Annotated in this window: 27 protein-coding genes; 21 read left to right on the forward strand and 6 right to left on the reverse strand. The window is 56.8% G+C overall.

The genetic code is table 11. The features are described 5' to 3' along the window. Positions 1 to 3 precede the first annotated feature (3 nt). The 6 genes from ACYJRZ_RS11505 to ACYJRZ_RS11530 form a co-directional block, all read right to left on the reverse strand. On the reverse strand, positions 4 to 555 hold the full coding sequence (locus ACYJRZ_RS11505; RefSeq protein ID WP_459459074.1) for a hypothetical protein: 552 nt from the start codon (positions 553 to 555) through the stop codon (positions 4 to 6). A gap of 3 nt (positions 556 to 558) precedes the next feature. Next, the gene (locus ACYJRZ_RS11510) at positions 559 to 996 is read right to left on the reverse strand and encodes a hypothetical protein (RefSeq protein ID WP_459459075.1); all 438 of its coding nucleotides are present in this window, start codon (positions 994 to 996) and stop codon (positions 559 to 561) included. A 59-nt stretch (positions 997 to 1,055) separates the two neighbouring features. Beyond that, complete coding sequence (locus tag ACYJRZ_RS11515) at positions 1,056 to 1,280, reverse strand: hypothetical protein (RefSeq protein WP_459459076.1); 225 nt, start codon at positions 1,278 to 1,280, stop codon at positions 1,056 to 1,058. A gap of 47 nt (positions 1,281 to 1,327) precedes the next feature. After that, positions 1,328 to 1,516, reverse strand: a complete 189-nt coding sequence (locus ACYJRZ_RS11520) for a hypothetical protein (protein ID WP_459459077.1) — start codon at positions 1,514 to 1,516, stop codon at positions 1,328 to 1,330. A 144-nt stretch (positions 1,517 to 1,660) separates the two neighbouring features. Beyond that, positions 1,661 to 2,104, reverse strand: a complete 444-nt coding sequence (locus ACYJRZ_RS11525; protein ID WP_459459078.1) for a helix-turn-helix domain-containing protein — start codon at positions 2,102 to 2,104, stop codon at positions 1,661 to 1,663. Beyond that, on the reverse strand, positions 2,101 to 2,319 hold the full coding sequence (locus tag ACYJRZ_RS11530) for a helix-turn-helix domain-containing protein (RefSeq protein WP_459459079.1): 219 nt from the start codon (positions 2,317 to 2,319) through the stop codon (positions 2,101 to 2,103). The genes ACYJRZ_RS11525 and ACYJRZ_RS11530 overlap by 4 nt, the downstream gene beginning before the upstream one ends. A 93-nt stretch (positions 2,320 to 2,412) precedes the next feature. Between ACYJRZ_RS11530 and ACYJRZ_RS11535 the strand changes: the two genes are divergently transcribed. The 21 genes from ACYJRZ_RS11535 (at position 2,413) to ACYJRZ_RS11635 (ending at position 14,618) form a co-directional block, all read left to right on the forward strand. Continuing rightward, positions 2,413 to 3,093: a LexA family transcriptional regulator gene (locus ACYJRZ_RS11535; protein WP_459459080.1), complete on the forward strand. Its 681-nt coding sequence runs from the start codon at positions 2,413 to 2,415 to the stop codon at positions 3,091 to 3,093. Positions 3,094 to 4,171: 1,078 nt separating this feature from the next. Continuing rightward, on the forward strand, positions 4,172 to 4,549 hold the full coding sequence (locus tag ACYJRZ_RS11540) for a hypothetical protein (RefSeq protein ID WP_459459081.1): 378 nt from the start codon (positions 4,172 to 4,174) through the stop codon (positions 4,547 to 4,549). Beyond that, positions 4,546 to 4,755 carry a hypothetical protein gene (locus ACYJRZ_RS11545; RefSeq protein WP_459459082.1) on the forward strand — a complete coding sequence of 70 codons (210 nt, stop codon included), beginning with the start codon at positions 4,546 to 4,548 and terminating at the stop codon, positions 4,753 to 4,755. The genes ACYJRZ_RS11540 and ACYJRZ_RS11545 overlap by 4 nt, the downstream gene beginning before the upstream one ends. Before the next feature lie 32 nt (positions 4,756 to 4,787). Next, entirely contained in the window at positions 4,788 to 5,807 is a 1,020-nt protein-coding gene (locus ACYJRZ_RS11550; RefSeq protein ID WP_459459083.1) for a hypothetical protein, read from the forward strand. Beyond that, entirely contained in the window at positions 5,807 to 6,391 is a 585-nt protein-coding gene (locus ACYJRZ_RS11555) for an HNH endonuclease (RefSeq protein ID WP_459459084.1), read from the forward strand. The genes ACYJRZ_RS11550 and ACYJRZ_RS11555 overlap by 1 nt, the downstream gene beginning before the upstream one ends. Continuing rightward, on the forward strand, positions 6,388 to 6,645 hold the full coding sequence (locus ACYJRZ_RS11560; protein ID WP_459459085.1) for a DUF5839 family protein: 258 nt from the start codon (positions 6,388 to 6,390) through the stop codon (positions 6,643 to 6,645). Before ACYJRZ_RS11555 ends, ACYJRZ_RS11560 begins: the two co-directional genes overlap by 4 nt. After that, positions 6,646 to 7,779, forward strand: coding sequence for a recombinase RecT (locus ACYJRZ_RS11565; protein WP_459459086.1), 1,134 nt, complete (start codon positions 6,646 to 6,648; stop codon positions 7,777 to 7,779). Next, on the forward strand, positions 7,776 to 8,594 hold the full coding sequence (locus ACYJRZ_RS11570; protein ID WP_459459087.1) for a hypothetical protein: 819 nt from the start codon (positions 7,776 to 7,778) through the stop codon (positions 8,592 to 8,594). Before ACYJRZ_RS11565 ends, ACYJRZ_RS11570 begins: the two co-directional genes overlap by 4 nt. Next, entirely contained in the window at positions 8,591 to 9,448 is an 858-nt protein-coding gene (locus ACYJRZ_RS11575; protein WP_459459088.1) for a hypothetical protein, read from the forward strand. The genes ACYJRZ_RS11570 and ACYJRZ_RS11575 overlap by 4 nt, the downstream gene beginning before the upstream one ends. Then, positions 9,441 to 9,719, forward strand: coding sequence for a hypothetical protein (locus tag ACYJRZ_RS11580; RefSeq protein WP_459459089.1), 279 nt, complete (start codon positions 9,441 to 9,443; stop codon positions 9,717 to 9,719). The genes ACYJRZ_RS11575 and ACYJRZ_RS11580 overlap by 8 nt, the downstream gene beginning before the upstream one ends. Positions 9,720 to 9,806: 87 nt before the next feature. Continuing rightward, positions 9,807 to 10,799, forward strand: a complete 993-nt coding sequence (locus ACYJRZ_RS11585; protein ID WP_459459090.1) for a hypothetical protein — start codon at positions 9,807 to 9,809, stop codon at positions 10,797 to 10,799. Next, complete coding sequence (locus tag ACYJRZ_RS11590) at positions 10,799 to 11,155, forward strand: hypothetical protein (protein WP_459459091.1); 357 nt, start codon at positions 10,799 to 10,801, stop codon at positions 11,153 to 11,155. Before ACYJRZ_RS11585 ends, ACYJRZ_RS11590 begins: the two co-directional genes overlap by 1 nt. Continuing rightward, positions 11,148 to 11,522 (forward strand): HNH endonuclease, encoded by a 375-nt coding sequence (locus ACYJRZ_RS11595; protein WP_459459092.1) that lies wholly within the window; start codon positions 11,148 to 11,150, stop codon positions 11,520 to 11,522. Before ACYJRZ_RS11590 ends, ACYJRZ_RS11595 begins: the two co-directional genes overlap by 8 nt. Continuing rightward, the gene (locus ACYJRZ_RS11600; protein ID WP_459459093.1) at positions 11,519 to 11,785 is read left to right on the forward strand and encodes a hypothetical protein; all 267 of its coding nucleotides are present in this window, start codon (positions 11,519 to 11,521) and stop codon (positions 11,783 to 11,785) included. Before ACYJRZ_RS11595 ends, ACYJRZ_RS11600 begins: the two co-directional genes overlap by 4 nt. Continuing rightward, on the forward strand, positions 11,782 to 12,741 hold the full coding sequence (locus tag ACYJRZ_RS11605) for a hypothetical protein (protein WP_459459094.1): 960 nt from the start codon (positions 11,782 to 11,784) through the stop codon (positions 12,739 to 12,741). The genes ACYJRZ_RS11600 and ACYJRZ_RS11605 overlap by 4 nt, the downstream gene beginning before the upstream one ends. Further along, on the forward strand, positions 12,741 to 12,983 hold the full coding sequence (locus tag ACYJRZ_RS11610; protein ID WP_459459095.1) for a hypothetical protein: 243 nt from the start codon (positions 12,741 to 12,743) through the stop codon (positions 12,981 to 12,983). The genes ACYJRZ_RS11605 and ACYJRZ_RS11610 overlap by 1 nt, the downstream gene beginning before the upstream one ends. A gap of 109 nt (positions 12,984 to 13,092) precedes the next feature. Then, a complete protein-coding gene (locus tag ACYJRZ_RS11615) occupies positions 13,093 to 13,440 on the forward strand; it encodes a hypothetical protein (RefSeq protein ID WP_459459096.1) in 348 nt (115 codons plus the stop codon). Then, entirely contained in the window at positions 13,437 to 13,883 is a 447-nt protein-coding gene (locus tag ACYJRZ_RS11620) for a Lar family restriction alleviation protein (protein WP_459459097.1), read from the forward strand. The genes ACYJRZ_RS11615 and ACYJRZ_RS11620 overlap by 4 nt, the downstream gene beginning before the upstream one ends. Then, on the forward strand, positions 13,880 to 14,173 hold the full coding sequence (locus ACYJRZ_RS11625) for a hypothetical protein (protein ID WP_459459098.1): 294 nt from the start codon (positions 13,880 to 13,882) through the stop codon (positions 14,171 to 14,173). Before ACYJRZ_RS11620 ends, ACYJRZ_RS11625 begins: the two co-directional genes overlap by 4 nt. Continuing rightward, positions 14,170 to 14,445: a hypothetical protein gene (locus ACYJRZ_RS11630; protein WP_459459099.1), complete on the forward strand. Its 276-nt coding sequence runs from the start codon at positions 14,170 to 14,172 to the stop codon at positions 14,443 to 14,445. Before ACYJRZ_RS11625 ends, ACYJRZ_RS11630 begins: the two co-directional genes overlap by 4 nt. Continuing rightward, a complete protein-coding gene (locus ACYJRZ_RS11635; protein WP_169644919.1) occupies positions 14,442 to 14,618 on the forward strand; it encodes a hypothetical protein in 177 nt (58 codons plus the stop codon). Before ACYJRZ_RS11630 ends, ACYJRZ_RS11635 begins: the two co-directional genes overlap by 4 nt. Positions 14,619 to 14,626: the final 8 nt, after the last annotated feature.

Raw genomic sequence — 14,626 nt, forward strand, 5'->3', positions numbered from 1 at the left:
ACATCAGTCGTCTTCGGAACTGAAGGGATCGTCGCCGGTCGCAGGAGCCGCTTCGTTCTTCTCCCGCTTAGCCTCTGCCGCGACACGGGCCTCGATATCCGGGAGAACCGTGTCGTATTCCTTCTTGCCGGCGTCATAGCTTTCCAGCCACAGGCGATCGTCTGAGCTGCCGGCGTCGAAACCGGAGACGCGATCGAGGCCGTTCAAGCCAGCATGGAAGCCTCGAGCCTGTACGAGCTGCTCGCCGCTGACACGCTTGGAGAGGAGATCACCCTGCGGATCTTCGTTGATGTAGCCGAGCCAGATCAGGTTCTCGCGCTCGGTCCGGTGCTTGTCGACCGGCTTCTGCTGGTCTTCGGCCAGGAAGGATTTCAGGTAATGGTCGAGCTTTGCCGACGGGAAGCCGGCAGCCTTCGCGTTCTGCCGGTTCGATTTTTTCTGCTCGTTCAACTCGCGGATTTTGGCCGCGATGTCGCGATCCTTCCGATGGTAATAGGAAAACTGAACTCTACGCTCACGATCTGCCTTGGAATTATCACCGGCTAGTGCGGTCATGCGTCACCTACCTTTCGTTGAGAGTTGCTCTTTCGCAGCGCGCGCTTTCGCTTCCAAAGCTTCCACGCCTGCGAGAATATCCGACACAGCAGCATGGCCATGCACCTCCTCGACTGCCTTGACCTCGTTCTCGAGCTGCTTGATCAGGCTCAGGCAGAAGTTGACGTAGACAGAGCGCACTCGGTTGCAGAGCACGATGTCGTAGATCTTCCGCTGGCCTTTCATGAGCCGCTTGAAGCTGACCGCCGATATGCCGCATTGGCGGGCAAGCTTCGTAATGGCGCGTTCTTCGTCACCCCAGCCCGAGCATTCGCGCTCGTACATTTTCCGGGCCAACAACGTCGCCTCTTCTGGGCTATATGCGTCGACTACAGACATCGCTTTCGCCTCATTCCCTGAATTTAAATCGAACACCGAATGTTGAGTTTCTGAACACTTCATGATCGCCGCTCCTGCTAGGTTCCCTGTCAGCGGGAAGCGGCGAAGATCATGAAAGGAGATCAACCGCCGCCGACCGGCGACAGTGAATAGTGAGCTTCAGGCGTCCCATCGGTACGAACGGCCTGCCAGCCGGAACCGCGAAGATCCTGATTAAGTTTGGAAAATGAGATGCAGAGCAGCGTGAAAGCTCGAACCGGGTCAGACTGCCAGGAAAGAGCGATGAGATTGCAAAGCTGCGATGCGGGAATGAAATGCGGATATTCAGCGCGGAGAGCACGTTCCAAGCGGCTCTCGCGTGAATCCGACGGAGGGACCTCGTTGACCGCCATCATCAGACGTCATCCCAAAAGTGATCATCGTCGATCGCACGGATGAGAGGAAAGCGGTCGTTGCCTTCGACGGCGCCTGCGTTGTCCGTGACGCTCTCGTGAGGAATGAGGCTTTTCGCCGCCCAAAGGATGCAGCCAAAGAATGCGCCGGTACCGAGAGCGAGCGCGCAATGTCCGAGGATTTCCGTCATGCCGCCCCCGCCTGGACTTGAGTTTCGATCTTATTGGGACGCAAAGGACGCTCTGCCTGCACTCGATCGTGCGGCGTGCGGCCTTCAACTGCGTTTTGGACTACAATGCAGATGCCGGTGGAAAGCTTCGTCATGATCGCGCCCTCAGAATGGAATGTCATCTGTCTCGGTCACACCGAGATCATGGATACGCGGCCTTTCAGCCTTGAACGCATCAACAGCTTCCAAAACGATGAATGTTATGTCTGGATTTGCCGCTGCGAGGCGCTTGGCCTCATCGCAAGCCTTCGCAAGCGAATAGTGTTTGAAGGTCGAGCCCCGCTGACCGTTTCCATAAACCATGAAAAACTTCAGAACAGGGTGCGCCTCGGCACTTGGCTGCGCGTCTTCAGAACCAACGAGATAGCCAAGCGTACATTCGAGCGGACCGCAAATAGAGCGTATCGTCTCAATTCCCGGATTTCGGGATTTTCCGACAAGAATATCTCGAACCAAAGAACGGTTTGCGCCAATCTCATCAGCGACCGAAGTCGCGTTCTTACCTGTCGCGTCAAGGCGGATCTGTATTCTTTCCGCGAGCGTGCTCATGCTGCACTCTCTGACGGGGTCTCGAAGAAATATCGATCATCCCATGCGACATCGCGCTCTTCCGCAGCCTTGCGGATAGCCTTCATTTCATCGAGCGATGGCGCGATGCCATTTTCCCATCGGGATACCGTCGCTTGCGCCACCCCAGCCAGAGAAGCAAACTCTGCCTGGGTCACCCCGAAAATCTTTGTGCGGATATGTTTCATCGTGCTCATGACTGAATTTGTATCCGTATCTGGATACTCAGTCAAGCGTAAATATCCACATGCGGATTTTACCAGTGGCGATGCGCTCGGTACGCCTATCGCATGAAGCGCTATGATTATGTTTCCCTGCTGAAGGGGTTCAAAAAAATCGGCTTGAAACAGGACTTCGTTGCGTCGGAGATCGGCGTGGCGCAGGCATCTATTTCCCGTTGGACAACGAAGGATTCAGAGCCGTCGATCGACAATTATTTTGCGATCATTGACCTCGCGAGACAGCATGGCCTCATCACTGAGGATGACACAGACGAAAGCCCACCGGAGCGCAATCTCAATCTCATCGACGAAATCGATATCTTCGCAGGTCTCGGTGGCGGCGGCCTTTCGATCATTGAGAGCACCGCGACCAATGGCATTACCTTCCATCGTGAGAGCGTGCGCGATCAGTGGCGCCTTCCGGATTCAGTGCTCAATCGGTTCAACGCCCGACCGAACCATATCAAGGCATTTCCCTCGAAGGGAAACTCGATGGTTCCGATGATCCAGGATGGTGATGTAGTGTTCGCTGATACCCGCCACCGTGTGCCGTCGCCTCCTGGCGTCTATGTGCTAGCGGATCAGTTCGGTGGCGTTGTTGTCAAGAAGCTGCAGGTGATATCGCGACCTGCTGACGATCCAGTGATAGTTCGCATCTCGTCAGAAAATGCCGACTACGAGCCGCAAGAATTGACGCTCGATGAGATCCAGATAATCGGAATGTATGTGGGCCGTTTCACGGTCAATTGATCGAGATGGCAATTCACCTCAGGTAAGACAGCTCAGAACCTACGCTTAGCCACGCTGCCGCTCGCCATGTGCAGCCACATATAAAGCGTGGTCAGCCGTTCACGCTCGATCTTGATCCATTTATCCTCTGGTATTCGAGCGCAACGCGCGACCAGATTCCGCTGATCGTCATTCATCCGAGATGTCTGTGTTTTCAAGTATTCGATCATTGCCCACCACCTGTTGAGATAACCAAGGCATTAGGATGGTCTCTAACACAGAGACATCCGGTCCTGCGCCGATCTAGAGTCAGCGCCAAGCATCCGTGGAATCAACCTCTCCTGAAGCTCGGTTTGATTTCCCAGCCGCTACTGGGTCTAACACCGGCATCCCTATTCTGCGCTGGTCAGGCGCTGGTTCCATCCGGTACGAGCATCGTCCCTTTTCTTCGGGCGACGGTATAAGCTGCTTCAGTTTCCCGGCGAGCTGCAAACTCGATTTCCCGGCGGGCCATCAACCCCGTTCGATTCCGCCCGGTGAGCCTGGCGCCGGTACCGCATGGGATTATTCATATGCCGGAATGATCGGCGGCGCGGGTGAAACCCCGGAAAGACCGCTGCCCTTGCGCCTCCAAACACATTATCTTGGCGGGAACCTCCGAGCAGACCCAAGATTTTGCGCTTTTCTGCGCCTCAGAGCAGCATTGCCTATTCCATCAATTGTTGTGATGTGTTAGGCATTTTCTATCACGAAAGCTGCTTTGAGCCCTGGCCGGATCATTCCCGCCGGGGCTTTTCTTTTTCCGCCATCCAAACTCGGATTGCAATATCCAAAAATAAATATCCGTATTCGGATTGACATAATATCCGCTTCTGCATATTCTCATCCTCGTAGACAGCGACCACGAAGACGCCTCGGCAGATCTGGATCGCGGTGAAAACGCAGAGTGACAGTCGCTCCAACATGGAGGCCGTCATGTGAACAGCAGCTCGGAGATAGCGGCGAGGCCCGAGCCTCGAACAACCTCGCCGCAACAGCGCACCGACTGAGCCACGCAAGGAAGTCCGCGAAACGGCTGCGCAAGATGAGGATGGCGAAAATGACGACCGTGCAATTCGATTTCGAAGAAATGCAGCTCTCCGGCGAAGGCCTTATGGCTCGCGGCACTGCGACGCTCGAAAGCGCCTATGAGGATGACAGCGAATTCTATGTCTCGGAAGTCATTCTGGACGGCGGCCGCCGTCTGACGCGCCCGAGCAAGATCAACAGCGCAGATGTCTTCAACGGCGAACTCTTCACTATGATCGTGAAGCAGATCGAAGATGATCGTACCACGCACGGCAAGCATGCGGCTCTTGAATGGAGCGATGCCGTTGCCGGTAATGCTCCGGCTGTCTCTGCTCTCCGTCATCGTCGCGGAATGCCGCTGACGTATTCGACGGCACGCGTACCGGAAATCGGAGGGCGCGTGTCGTGACCGATATTCAAGCTCGCTTGGCCGACATCAACGCGCGAGCCCTTGCAGCACAGCAAAAGCGAGATCGCGAATTCTGGTCGATCATCGGATTTACCTGGCTCATCGCCATCGCCGCCGTGATCGTTGTCTGGTCGATCCCCATGGCCCGTGATGCGGACCGGAAATGGTCTCTCGACCATCAGGAACAGATCGCGTCCCGGCGCTGAATACCATCTAATTTCAACAGGAGTGAGCCGTTATGGCAGAGCAGTCTATTGGCGCGCTTGCGTCGAAACTCATTGATCGGTGGAGCTGGTGGCGCGCGGCGCTCAAGAACCCTGAGGCGGTCGGCAAGACCCTCCCCGTCCACGATGGCAATGCCCAGCAGGGCTATTACCGGGCAAAGAACCGGGACAAGACCTTTGATCCGGTCGCAATCTTCTATCCGGAAGGCTCGGACGAGATCGTCGCCTATCGCAACGGCCGCGAGGTTCGGCCCGACGAAATCTGGACGTTCTGCTGCCGGTACCCGGTGACCTTCGAAGCCTATACGGCGGCGATGGATGGGAAAGGCTGGCCCGACGATGACGCTACGGTCACCGCTCAGGTGAAGACTCCAGAGCCAGGACCGGGCGACAATTCACAAAACGAGCGTGTCGACGAAGCGGAAGCACTCAAAGATCAGATCGACGCTGCGCTCGCCGGCATGAAGGCCTACGAGAAGATTTCGGACGATGCGACGGCCTCCAAGGCCCTTTCGTTGCGCAATCGCCTGAACGAACTCTCCGGCCAAGCCGAGAAGATCCGCGTCAAGCAGAAGGAACCTCACCTCGAAGCCGGGAAGGCGGTCGACGCCAAATGGCAACCTCTGGTCAAATCGGCCAAGGCCGGCGCCGACAAGGTGCGTGACGCGATCGGATCGTGGGAAACGGTCAAGCTGCAGGAGCAGCGCAGGCGGGAGCGTGAGATAGAGCAGGCGCGCCTCGCTGCCGAGCATGCCGCCCGCGAGCAGTCTTCCGAGACTACGGTCTTGGAAGCTCCGGCTCCTCTCACCGCCTCGGAAGCCGCGCCGGCGCCGATCAAGCCGACCTATGGCAAGTCTGCGAGCGTTTCGATCAAGCTTGTCGTCACCGAGGTAACCGATTGGGTCGCCTTGTCGACCTTCATGCTCAATCACCCCGACCTTCAGAACTGCCTTCGAGACCTCGCGCAGCGCGCCATCGACAAGGGCCATTCCGTCCCCGGCGTCAAGGTGGAAGAGAAAGCGGCGGTGCGCTGATGGAAATCGTATCGCGCCAGCAAGCAAGGGAAGCTGGCCTATCCCATTATTTCACGGGTAGGCCATGCCCTCGCGGCCATTACGCACTCAAAAGCACCAAATGGAAGCAGTGCGCAGAGTGCGCTAGGGAGCGCGCGCGAGCCGTCATAGCCGCAAACCCAGAGCGCAATCGTGCCAAGGCCAAACAGTGGCAGGAAGCAAATCCTGAAAACGCCAATCGCAAGAAAAACGATTGGTACCACGCAAACAAAGATAAGGCCAAAGCATCATCTCGCGCGTGGGAGAAGGCTAATCCCGACAAGGTCCGGGCTACCCGCCAGCGTCGACGAGCCAGACGTATCAACGCTCCCGGCGATTTCAATGAAAACGACATCGCTCGATTGATGGTGATGCAGAAGGGCAAGTGTGCCCTCTGCAAATGCAAAATCACCAAGAAGAACAAGAGCATAGATCACATTACTGCTCTTTCGAAGGGCGGCAGCAACTATCCGCGCAATCTGCAAATTCTTTGCCTGCCTTGCAACCAGTCGAAATGCGACCGCGATCCTATCGATCACGCGCAAAAGAAGGGGTTTCTCCTATGAAATATGCATCTATCGCGTTCAAGTGGAACAAAGAAAAAACCTACGATTACGTGATCCCCGCCGGCCTTGATCTGCAGCCGGGCGACAAGGTCATGGTCGAAACCAAGCACGGCCCGAAGGAGGTCGAGGTCGTCGAGATCAAGACCGAATCCGACAAGGCGGAGAAGGAAATCCTCCGCCGTGCCGATCCGAAGCCAGAAGCCGCTACCGAAGCCGCCGCAGACGTCGCCACCGAAAAGAAGTGGGATTTCTAAATGGACACCCAGACCCAGACGAAACAGAGCATGCCGGCGTTGGCCGGCGGCGGCCAGGTTGTGGCGATCGTGCCGCAGACCTTCGAGGAAGCCTACCGAATTGCCAAGGCCGTCTACATCGGCGGCCTGGCGCCGGCGGCATTGATCGGCAAGCTGCAGGGCGATGATGCCGTGAGCGCGGTCACAGTCGCGATCTTGGCTGGCGCGGAGCTCGGCCTGAAGCCGATGGTCTCGCTTCGTAGCTTCACCGTCATCAACGGCAAGCCCGCGCTCTACGGCGACGGCATCATCAATGTGGTTCGCCAATCGGGCCGCGTTGCGTTGCTGAAAACCGGCTATGCCAAGGATGACAAGAAAATCCTTCGCGATGCCGGCGTGCTGCCGAGCAAGGAAGCGGAGGAGGAAGAGCCGGGTGTAACCGCCAAGGCGTTCGCCGCGCTCTCCGAGGACGAGCGCACCTTCGGCTATTGCATCGCGAAGCGGTCGGACACCGGCGAAGAGAAGACGGTCATTTTCAGCGTTGCAGACGCGAAGCATGCTCGCCTTTGGGATGATCGCCCAACCGTGCGCAAGCAGGTTTGGGAGAATGGGCAAAAGGTTTGGAAAGACGGCCAGCCCAATGACGCGCCTTGGTATCGGTTCCAGAAGCGCATGCTGTCTTGGAGAGCGGCGGGCTACTGCCTGCGCGAACTGTTTGGCGACGTGCTAGGCGGTATCCGTGACGAGTTCGAAGCTCGCGAGATCGCTGATCTAGATGATATGCGCGACGTCACGCCTCCAGACGAGCAGCCGGCGAAGCCCAAGCCTCCGGTACCGCCGAAGCCGCCGGTTGAAGACGCGGAAGTCGTCGATGTCACGGACAAGCCGACCGAGGACGGCAATGCCGGGGTCGAGCAGCCAGCGCAGACCGAACCGGAAGAACCGGCTCAAGAGGAAATCGTCGACGATAACGAATTTTTTGAGCGTCTTGAGGAAGCACTCGCCGTCGTTTCCGATGCTGCCTCGCTCGAAGAGGTTTGGGACAGCTTTGATCCTATGGCCCGCTTCGACGGCAAGCCGCAGGGGGAAACCAATCAGGCAATCGCCAAGGCGATCCGCAAGCGCGCTGAGAAGCGCATTGGGGGTGCCGCATGATGCTATCGTCAGAACAAACCCGCGCCGCTAGGCATGGCATCGGTCAAGGGCCTGAATGGTCAATGATCGAAAGGCCGGTAGGTCCGAGCGATCTTGTCCCCACTTGGTGTAAGGGCGCCAATATCAACTGGATGGATGAATACAGCAACCCGCCTTCGGTTAGGCTCAAGGTGAATTGCGAAGCCCGTAATTGGGAAAACAAACGGTACCGGAAGGAAGGCAAGCACTACCGCGCCTATCATGAGGATGGGCGTCTTGAGCAATATTCGCACGGCTCACCGCTATACATGGATAAGGTTAAGCGGTGGAGGAGCCTTGATGGTACCCTGCGCAGGTTCGCTCCGACTGAAGAGATCGGAACCTATAACAGCGAAACCAACCAATTTGAGAACCCGAAAGGCGAATGGGTAGAGGTAGAACGCCTTTGCACCGCGCAACAGGAAGGGTTTGGCGGTTCACATTACGATATCATCTTGGAAGATGGTACAGAAGTTATTCTGCGCGGCCCTTGGCATACGTCTGGACCTGAGGGATACACGGAAGTTGCTTATGTCGATCCGCTAGCAAGTTGGCGCGGTCGGTACAGGCGCCCGGAACCTTGGTTCAACATGACTGGCATGGGAGGCCTCCTCATCCGCGACGATGTCTTCATTGCCATCATGTCCCGCTTTCTCCCCCACCTCGAGCTAGCCCTCGTCAAAGAGCATGGAATTGCTGACATCCAGCCCCTGAAGCCTGAGTGGGATGCACCGAAGTGCGTTATTCGCGCTCGGGAGTGGGAAGCTCGCCGGCAGGCAAAGGCAGGTGCCGCATGAGCAAGTCCGATTTCCCAGCTCTAAGAATGACGATCGAAGGCGGCCGCCTCGTTCCGGCCGGCCCGTTCGACGCCGAGCGCCTGAATTCATATCGACGCGGGACAACCGTCTTTGTCCGGTTCACGGAAGAGAAAGACCGCGTCCTGATCCGGAAATGGTTTGCTGTGTTAGGCCTCGTCCTGAAACAGTGCAAGACACCGTGGAAGACGCGCGACGAGGCCCATGAGGCCATCAAGCTCGCCCTGGGTATCGTCAATTTGTCCAAGACCGTCGGCGGCGATTTTATGTCGTATCCGAAGTCGCTGACCGAGCTCGAAGACCCCGAGCTGCAAGAAGCGCTCGACCAGATGATCGAGCTTCTCAGCCGAATGACAGGTGTAGATGTCGCAACCCTGCGCAAGGAAACCGCGCACGTCGACGAGGAGCCGTCCGATCCCGAGACGGGCGAAGTCCTCGATACCCAACCCCAGAATTCCGGCTCGACGCCATCCGAGCCGGATACAGCGGACAGCGGCACCCTTTCCGCTTCCGCAGCGTCCGACGATCACGCCCCCCAAGCCTCCTCGTCGGACGCTCCCCCTACCGAGCGCGAGACGCTGATCAAGTTCGCAAAGGACATGCTTCCGATGGCGGCTGATACCAGCGTCTCGCCATCCGCCCTCAAATTGGTCGAACGCGAGTGGGCTCCTTACATCAAGGAACTTTCCCCCGAGAGCGTCGAGAAGGCACGCGCGATCAGCGAAAGCGTTCGCGCCATCGCCAACGATCCGAAGCGGCTCGGGCCAGCGCTCGAGCATTTCGCTGAGGTCCTGGAAACCACCGTGGAGAAGCTGCGAGGTGACGAAGATGCCTAAGTCGCCCAAGACATTCCCCTTTGGCGCGCTTGAGCGTGACCTCTGCAATCTCGCCCGTCACCGTGTCGCTGAATCCATCCATTCGGTTCTGCAGGTCGCGGATACCAAGGAAACGAAGTTCCTGATCACCATGCAAGCCATGGTTCAGGCGGTTGCGATGTGCAGTGGCGCATATAGCGCCGTCTATTCCAACAAGCTCGAAGATCCCTTTGAGGTAGCGAAGATCGTTCTCGATCTCGCTTCCGAGGTGAAGAACGGAGATGCTGTATGAGGCGCCCGAACCCCGCGACCCTGCAAGCGCAGTGTGACGCCTTCAACTCCCGCTATCCCGTCGGCCAAACGGTATCGGTCCGCAAGGATGACGGCGCTGGCGTCCTCACCGTCACACGGTCGAAAGCTGAAGTCTTGTCCGGTCACTCGGCCGTCATTTGGCTGGAAGGGATTTCCGGCTGCTACCTTCTCGATCGCGTCACCCCAATCAAGGATGCTGCTCATGGCTGAGGAACTGGAATTCGTCGGCTTTGTCGGCAAGTGCATGTCCGACCCAAAGAGCTACGCCAGCAGCCTTAATCGCTGGCGTGAGCCGACCGCCAAAGAAATTGCCGACAAGGCTCTATCCGAGCTTGAGACGGCCCGTCAGAAGGATGTGGACGCCCACGAGCGCAATCTCCCAAAGATCGAGATCAATCGCCAGCTTCGCGAGAAGATCATCGCCCTCATGAAAGAAGCCGGCATTCCGGATTCCTACAGTGAGCGTGACCTGAAAAGCCGCTCACGATTTCCGAAGAACATTCGTCATGATGCTGGATATTTGGGTGACTTGAACCGAAACGTGAAGATCACCGACGGATTCGATCATGCTTCATGGACCTATAACAGCCTCAAGGCTCGATATGACGAGTATGCAAAGCAAGCTGAGCAGGAAGATGCGAAGCGCAAAGCAGAGCAAGAACGCGAGGCTGCTGCCGCCCTTGAGAAGCGCCGCAACGATCTGAAGCTTGCCGAGATCATCATCCGCTATGGCTTGGATGAAGCCATCGATTGGAATGGCGCTCTTGATGCTCTCCGGGGCAAGGATCAACGCCTCGATCTGGCCGCCGCCATGTATCAGACCCGTGGAGATTGGTCCGATGGCTACTATCGGGTCTCAGATGCAATTGGTCGCTTTATCGTCACGACCCCAGAAGATGCGGCGATCCAGACAGATATCCTGTCATGCTTCAACGACGACATCGATGGGCGCATCTTCCGGGATACCGAATGGAACTACTCGCGCCTGTTTGCCGAATCCGCTGATTCTCAATTGTCCAAGGACGTTCAGACGGCCTTGGCAAATGTGGAGGGCGCTTGATGCCGATCCGAGCAGAACGCAAATCCCTCTACCTTGGCGGCGGTACCCATTCGAAGGAATGGAAGGCCTTCCGCGCCTCCATCATCGAGCGCGCTGGCAATCGCTGCGAAGGCACACCAATGCATCCGGATTGCCGAGCTGAGAATGGACAGCCGCATCCGATCACCGGAAGCAAGGTCGTCCTGACAATCGCCCACATGGATCATGATGAGAGTCATGCTGATCCAGATCGTTGCCGCGCACTTTGTCAAAAATGTCATTTGTCGTGGGATGCAAAGCATCACGCCGCCAATGCGGCCATCACCCGTCGCCGGAAGGCTCCTCAGATGGACGTGGAGGATTTCATCAATGGCTAATCGGATGGAATTCAACCGCAAGACCAAAGCCGCAATCATCGCCCGCGCCGCCGGCCACTGCGAAAAGTGCAAAGCCGTTCTGAAGAGTGGCGAGGGAGAGGTCGACCATATCCTTCCTTGTGCCCTCGGTGGCGAACCGACGATAGCCAATGGCCGCCTTCTTTGCCGTGTCTGCCATGCAGAAAAGACCGCAGACGATATTCGACGCATACGCAAGTCCGATCGCCAGCGCGATAAGGCAACGAGAGCGATCCGGCCGGCCTCGAAACTGCGTTCTGCACCCTTCCCCAAATCCGACAAGGCATTGCGCCGGCAGCCAAAGCCGAGCCTGCAGCCGAGACCGCTCTACAAGGAAATCGACGCATGACCCCGACACCTGAAATGATCGAAGCCGCCAAGCAGGCTTATTGGAAGCATTACGGTAAAATGCATGACGATAATGTGGTTTTCGAAAAAACCATTGCCGCCGCCCTTGCGCTCATACCCGGAGAGACGCTGCCTGCGGCGGTGAAGGAGATTGACCGCCAGAAAGCCGCCGACGCTGCGGTAAAAGCCAACCACGCTTATGGGCAATGGATGCCGGAACGCTGGCTTCATCTCTTCCTTGACGCTTACGAGGGCAAACTATGATCAGCCTTATGGATGTTCAGCGCGGCTATGATGATTGGGCGGCGCAACCTCACAACAAAAAGTGGGTAAAGCGCCTCGACGGTACGCCCATTGCCAACGATATCGTTGTTCGAATTTTTGAGGCATTGAAGGACGCCTCACCCGCCCCGCTGCCTGTGGCGGTGGAGGATCTGGAGTGGAACGGTGCTGGAAATAACATTTATGCATCGACACCATTTGGGCCATACGCAATACGCCACAATACCACATCGCTCACTACTTTTCCCTTGGAGTTGGTAATTCCCGGCGAAAAAGTAGCCACGCAGTTTTTCTACTTCGAGGACAGGGCCAAAGCCGCCGCCCAAGCCGACTACGAATCCCGAATCCGCTCCGCTCTCTCCTCTCCGGTAGGAGGGATGGAGGAAAGGCCGCCCCTACGCATTTCAGCACATGAATACGCGATGGAATATGAGTTCCGCGCCGACGAAGGTGATTATGCCCCCACAGACGGTGAGCGGGCCATGATCGAGGACGCTATTAATGGCTTCCTTGGCGAGAACGAGATTTCCCCCACCCCCGCCTCCGATATCGCCGCGCTTCAAAAGGCCTTTGACCAGCGCACGGATAAGCTTCTTGAACTTGTAGAAGAGAATGGTCTCCTAAAGGGCAGAGCCGCTACCAATGAACAGGCCCTGGCCTCCTATAAGTCGGAGATCGCCGCGTTGAAAGAGGAGAATCGGCGCTTGCGCAATAAGGTCCCGGCCCGTGCGCTAACTGATAGCCAGCTTGACGACGAAGCGGCGGCAATTGACGAGGTTATGGCCGGAGGCTTTGGTGAAGGTGGCGGATCACCGGGAGAATGGTGGTACGAGCGCGCCGACGAAATTGCCCACGAGCGCAAACGGCGTCAGCTCGAAAAAGAATTGGCCGAGCACAATCGCGCCGCCCTCCAGCATGTAGCGAAGGGAGAGCGGTAATGGCCTATTGGACCGTAAGTCGGCATCTCGGCAACACCCTCTATACCGTCGATGGCGCGGAATCCAAGGAAGCAGCGCTGCTCGATATCTACTGTGACGCGATCCGCGATGGCAATTTCAGGCTTCCGCCGCTTCGTGAAAGGTGGTGGCAGTTCTGGCGCCCTGCTGAATATGACGATTTCGAAAAGAAGCTTTTGGCCTTTTCGTCCGCCCTCTCCCAGCAAGAGGGGCGCGCGCGATGATCGGCTTTGCGTTTTTCCTCGGCATGTTCTGCGGCTGTATCCTCATGGCGATTGCCAATTATCTTGATTGGAAGGCACGCGCCGCCCCTCTCAATAAAGGAGGGGAGTAATGGCAGAGAAACTTACGCTTTGGGCCTTCTATACAAATGACGATTTGACCGAGGGTCGTGGCCGGCAGTTCGTGAAGCATTTTTGCAAGATTGAATCCACCGCGATCCGGCTTGCGAAGAAGGGCTATGTCCAAGGAACTGACTGCCCGGTAGAGCCAGTCGATGCCCTTTATGTCGATGGCAAATACTTCCTCCCCACATCGATCTTGAACATCGTACCCCCACCTCCGGAAGACGAGGCTCGTCAACGCGTGATCGACGCCAGAAAGCTTGCGCTGGAAAAGGCAAAGGCTCTTGGCCTTAGCGATGAAGAGATCGCTCTCCTTGTGAAAGGCCCCTCCCAATGACAAAACAGCACGATAAGGCTCTTCTGCCCTGCCCGTTCTGTGGCAAAGAACCGATGTTCGCATCTGTCACCGATGTCATCGACAACTTCGATCACGGCTTCACCATATGGTGCGGTGAATGTGGGATCGACATGCACGATGAATATCGAGACGACGTTCTGAACCGTTGGAACACTCGCTCCCCTATAGAAGCCGGAGACGGCGGGAACGGCGGAGGCGGCTGGCTGGATATCGCGAGTGCGCCGAAGGACGGCACCTATATCCTTGTCGCGGCCTACTACGATAATAAGCCAACGGTAGGTTGCGCCTATTGGCCAGAAGCGAATGAATGGTTTTGGTGGCACGATCAGGAATATTCATTGTCCGAAAATGGCTTTGAAGCTCGTTTTTGGCAGCCATTGCCCTCTCCACCATCCCCCTCTAACGAAGGGGAGAAGCCATGAGCGAGATACCGGACGATATCAACGCAACGGCGGATCGACTCGCTTGCATCAGCGGCATTGCAACTAGGGCAGATCATATCGCCCAAGCCATCCTCGCCGAACGCCATCGCCAAGCAGAGGTGATGGAAGAAGTGAAGAAAGAGGCAAGACGCAGGGCTTTGGAAGAAGCCGCGATATTGGTTGAAGCTCATCCGATGCGTTTTGCCGGCCAGAACGAACGTTATGTTCGCAGATCCATGGCTGAAGCCGTTCGTGCCCTCAGCACAATGCAGGAAATTTCAACCAAATGATCCTGTGTAACTATTTTACTCTCTGGTGGAAGAAAGAACCTGACTTCGATGTCAGCGATGATATTCGTTTCGTCATTGCTCATTATGGTCGTTCTGGTGGCCCATGGATTGCGAGACGGCTTGTTTACAAACTTGCGCGCCGCACCGGCATCGCCTTCAGAACGAATAGCGATGCACCTTGGATATTCTTCGGCGTTATGACCTTGTCGGAACGCGCCGAAACGAATGAGCCATCCGGCCGCGCCGCTCTTAACGAGGAGGCGGGGAAGTGACGGCCTCTGCGCTCATCAAGGAATCCGATCTCCACCGCATGGCGAAGGTTGCCAAGCGCGACGGCGTGACCGTCTGGGTAGAGATCGATGGAAAAAAGATCGGTGTTTCGCCCGATATCCCCGCTATCCACAAGAAGGATGACGTTGAACCCATCAGAGGTTTCGATCTCTGATGGAGGAC

The organism is Rhizobium sp. No.120 (assembly GCF_054558365.1).

Excerpts from the sequence above, each read along its gene's own strand:
- ACYJRZ_RS11610 (WP_459459095.1), top strand. The coding sequence starts at position 12,741 with ATGGCCTATTGGACCGTAAGTCGGCATCTCGGCAACACCCTCTATACC.
- ACYJRZ_RS11590 (WP_459459091.1), top strand. The coding sequence starts at position 10,799 with ATGCCGATCCGAGCAGAACGCAAATCCCTCTACCTTGGCGGCGGTACC.
- ACYJRZ_RS11530 (WP_459459079.1), bottom strand. The coding sequence starts at position 2,319 with ATGAGCACGATGAAACATATCCGCACAAAGATTTTCGGGGTGACCCAG.
- ACYJRZ_RS11560 (WP_459459085.1), top strand. The coding sequence starts at position 6,388 with ATGAAATATGCATCTATCGCGTTCAAGTGGAACAAAGAAAAAACCTAC.
- ACYJRZ_RS11585 (WP_459459090.1), top strand. The coding sequence starts at position 9,807 with ATGACGGCGCTGGCGTCCTCACCGTCACACGGTCGAAAGCTGAAGTCT.
- ACYJRZ_RS11575 (WP_459459088.1), top strand. The coding sequence starts at position 8,591 with ATGAGCAAGTCCGATTTCCCAGCTCTAAGAATGACGATCGAAGGCGGC.
- ACYJRZ_RS11540 (WP_459459081.1), top strand. The coding sequence starts at position 4,172 with ATGACGACCGTGCAATTCGATTTCGAAGAAATGCAGCTCTCCGGCGAA.
- ACYJRZ_RS11615 (WP_459459096.1), top strand. The coding sequence starts at position 13,093 with ATGGCAGAGAAACTTACGCTTTGGGCCTTCTATACAAATGACGATTTG.
- ACYJRZ_RS11535 (WP_459459080.1), top strand. The coding sequence starts at position 2,413 with ATGAAGCGCTATGATTATGTTTCCCTGCTGAAGGGGTTCAAAAAAATC.
- ACYJRZ_RS11630 (WP_459459099.1), top strand. The coding sequence starts at position 14,170 with ATGATCCTGTGTAACTATTTTACTCTCTGGTGGAAGAAAGAACCTGAC.
- ACYJRZ_RS11605 (WP_459459094.1), top strand. The coding sequence starts at position 11,782 with ATGATCAGCCTTATGGATGTTCAGCGCGGCTATGATGATTGGGCGGCG.
- ACYJRZ_RS11555 (WP_459459084.1), top strand. The coding sequence starts at position 5,807 with ATGGAAATCGTATCGCGCCAGCAAGCAAGGGAAGCTGGCCTATCCCAT.
- ACYJRZ_RS11625 (WP_459459098.1), top strand. The coding sequence starts at position 13,880 with ATGAGCGAGATACCGGACGATATCAACGCAACGGCGGATCGACTCGCT.
- ACYJRZ_RS11510 (WP_459459075.1), bottom strand. The coding sequence starts at position 996 with ATGAAGTGTTCAGAAACTCAACATTCGGTGTTCGATTTAAATTCAGGG.
- ACYJRZ_RS11600 (WP_459459093.1), top strand. The coding sequence starts at position 11,519 with ATGACCCCGACACCTGAAATGATCGAAGCCGCCAAGCAGGCTTATTGG.
- ACYJRZ_RS11525 (WP_459459078.1), bottom strand. The coding sequence starts at position 2,104 with ATGAGCACGCTCGCGGAAAGAATACAGATCCGCCTTGACGCGACAGGT.
- ACYJRZ_RS11580 (WP_459459089.1), top strand. The coding sequence starts at position 9,441 with ATGCCTAAGTCGCCCAAGACATTCCCCTTTGGCGCGCTTGAGCGTGAC.
- ACYJRZ_RS11595 (WP_459459092.1), top strand. The coding sequence starts at position 11,148 with ATGGCTAATCGGATGGAATTCAACCGCAAGACCAAAGCCGCAATCATC.
- ACYJRZ_RS11550 (WP_459459083.1), top strand. The coding sequence starts at position 4,788 with ATGGCAGAGCAGTCTATTGGCGCGCTTGCGTCGAAACTCATTGATCGG.
- ACYJRZ_RS11565 (WP_459459086.1), top strand. The coding sequence starts at position 6,646 with ATGGACACCCAGACCCAGACGAAACAGAGCATGCCGGCGTTGGCCGGC.
- ACYJRZ_RS11505 (WP_459459074.1), bottom strand. The coding sequence starts at position 555 with ATGACCGCACTAGCCGGTGATAATTCCAAGGCAGATCGTGAGCGTAGA.
- ACYJRZ_RS11570 (WP_459459087.1), top strand. The coding sequence starts at position 7,776 with ATGATGCTATCGTCAGAACAAACCCGCGCCGCTAGGCATGGCATCGGT.
- ACYJRZ_RS11520 (WP_459459077.1), bottom strand. The coding sequence starts at position 1,516 with ATGACGGAAATCCTCGGACATTGCGCGCTCGCTCTCGGTACCGGCGCA.
- ACYJRZ_RS11620 (WP_459459097.1), top strand. The coding sequence starts at position 13,437 with ATGACAAAACAGCACGATAAGGCTCTTCTGCCCTGCCCGTTCTGTGGC.